Source organism: Flavobacterium sp., from assembly GCF_040402895.1.
In the GTDB taxonomy this organism is placed as follows: Bacteria; Bacteroidota; Bacteroidia; order Flavobacteriales; family Flavobacteriaceae; genus Flavobacterium.
In genome coordinates this window covers 1-2491 of record NZ_JBBALR010000023.1, presented here as the reverse complement: position 1 = coordinate 2491, position 2491 = coordinate 1, and the positions used below count along the sequence as shown (strand labels likewise).

Here is a 2491-nt window from a genome sequence, read left to right as displayed (position 1 = left end):
GAGAAAAGGCAAAAGGTATAAGGCAAAAGTTGTAGGTTAAGAAAAAACTTCTTTTAAGACCTCTAACGATTTTGGTTTTTTGAAGCCATCTAAGTGAATGGCATAATAATCCAAAAGAATTTTTAATACTATTTGACGCTCTACCCCTGCAAACACTTTTTGATTGTCGTCATATTTTAATTGCAAGGTTTTTTTAAGCAACTTTGTTTCGTGTTCATTTAAACAGCTTGTGCCTTGAAAGTGTGAAAAAACACCGTCAATCATTTCAAAATAAGCAAAATCTGTTTCTTGTATTTGTGGATAAAACCCTAAAAATTTGGTGAGTTCTAAAAGGAAAATGAGATGGAAATTTGAAACCGAATCATTCGCATCTAACCATAACAAAGACGTTTTTAAAAATAAAAATAAATCCTCGTTTTTTTCTTCTTCAAAAACACTGTTATGCACTACTTCTGACAAGAAAAAAACCATTGCGCTTTTTACAATATCTGTATTTATATTTTGATAATTATACGCGAGTTTTACTTCTTTAAAATGCTCTAAGGTGCCTTTATTTTTATGATTGGCTTCAATATCTAAAATAGTTAAAGGCTGAAAATACGCTATTTTTTGATTGGATTTTTTTGAAGAAAAAGCACTGGCTATGAAATACGATTTTAACCCATCTGATTGCGTAAAACATTTAACAATTAAACTTTTTTCTTGGTACTTAATGGTACTTAAAACAATGGCTTTGGTTTTTATTTGCATTATCTAATTACCATTATTTTTTTTACTGTAGTTTCAGCTGCATCGCTAGAAGAAACAAAAACCATATATACGCCCGACGCTACTTTGTATTTTCCAAACGCTGTGGTATCCCATTCTACGGTTCCGCCAGAAGAGGTTGTTTCAAAAACCAAATTTCCTTCAATGTCTGTGATTTTTAAATTGACTTTGTCCATCAATCCAGATATTTTTACTGTTCCTGAATATTCAGGGCGTACCGGATTTGGATATATGTATACGTTTTGTAAATCATCGTCTCCTTTTGTGGCCGCTCCTAAAAAGGAAACTAGTCCTTTATCTGTAGCAAAAAACACTTCGCCTGAAACCTCATCAATTTCGATATCCAACACATTATTGCTTGGTAAAGGCGAGTTTTCTTTTGTAAATCTTCGTAAAGTTGTTTGTCCATTTGAACTAACCTGAAAAACGCCAGCATCAGCAATTGCTACCCATTTGTTGTTGGCGCCATCTACTTTAATATCTTGAATTACTTGTTGGTAAAATAATTCTTGTGCCAAATCGCCATCCTGAATGACAATATTTGTTGTTGTTAGTGCTGTTTCGGAAATAAATCTATCTACGCTATTTAAAATTCTTAATCCTTTAAACGTTCCAATCCAAAGTTGGTTTTTATTATCCACAGCCACGCATCGCACGTCATTGTTTGGTAAATTTCCATTTTCTTCATTAATGATTATGAATTTATTATTGTATTTTTCATTAAAAGCAAGTACCCCGCCGGCATACGTTGCCGTCCATTTTGTGCCATTTTTATCGATGTCTATGTTGCCATAATGTAATGCTGTAGAGTTTTGAATTACCGCGCTTAAATTATACGACTGCCAAGTATTATTGCTTTTTAATACTTTTAATCCATTGTTAACTAATGCGTTTGTGAGCCATAAATTGCCTTCTTTATCATATTTCATTCCGTTAATTCTCACCGAAACATAGTTTTGGTTTGGTGGCGGTAGCGTTACCGATTCTAAAAAATTGGTTTGATTGAATAAAAAAGGGTTGGTTTTATTTGTAAATTTTAATAATCCGCTTTGTCCAGAAGCTATAAAAACTTCACTATTATTTCTTGGGTTTTCTACTATTGCTGCCAGCGTAACAGCACCTGCTACTCCGGTGTTTGGAATTTTAGTCCAGCCCGTATTGGTATTAAAAATACTAATTCCTTGTAATTTATTATCTGGTGTATATGTTTTATCATAACTCCCGTGAGTTAACCATATATCGGTTTTGGTTTTGGTTACTTTAAAAGCTAAATCTTCAATAGGCCCGTTTGGTGATATGTTTGTAAAAACAACAGAATTAGAACAAGTGGTTTCAAACAATCCGTTTTTAGTGGTCCCAACATATAATTTTTCGTTTTTAGTAAGGGCGCAAGTAAACGAATCCGGGAAGTTAGGCACTTGATAAATATTATTTACCAATGTAAAATTTTGATTATAAAGTAAAATTTGCCACTGGTTGGTAATTGTTAAATAAATGGAATCGGTTCTAAGTTTTAACCCATTTGTTACCTGTTGCGAAAAAGGAACTGCAATATTACCAGAAAATTTATAAGTAATTCCATTAGTGTTCATAGCAACTAATTGATTGCTAAACGTAACAATACTTAACCAATTTAACGAGTTAAAAACTGACCATTGCGAAAAATCATATAAAAAAGGATTGGTTACACTTGCTTTTTTTATGCCTTGTGTTCGGGTTACTG

Annotated in this window: 2 protein-coding genes; both read right to left on the bottom strand. The window is 32.7% G+C overall.

The window, feature by feature from the left end; translation table 11 throughout:
* Positions 1–36: 36 nt before the first annotated feature.
* A complete protein-coding gene (gene recO, locus ABWP60_RS09490; protein WP_353151775.1) occupies positions 37–750 on the bottom strand; it encodes a DNA repair protein RecO in 714 nt (237 codons plus the stop codon).
* Positions 750–2491: type IX secretion system anionic LPS delivery protein PorZ (gene porZ, locus ABWP60_RS09485; RefSeq protein ID WP_353151773.1), on the bottom strand; the 1742-nt coding region annotated here is incomplete at its 5' end. The genes recO and porZ, both read right to left, overlap by 1 nt.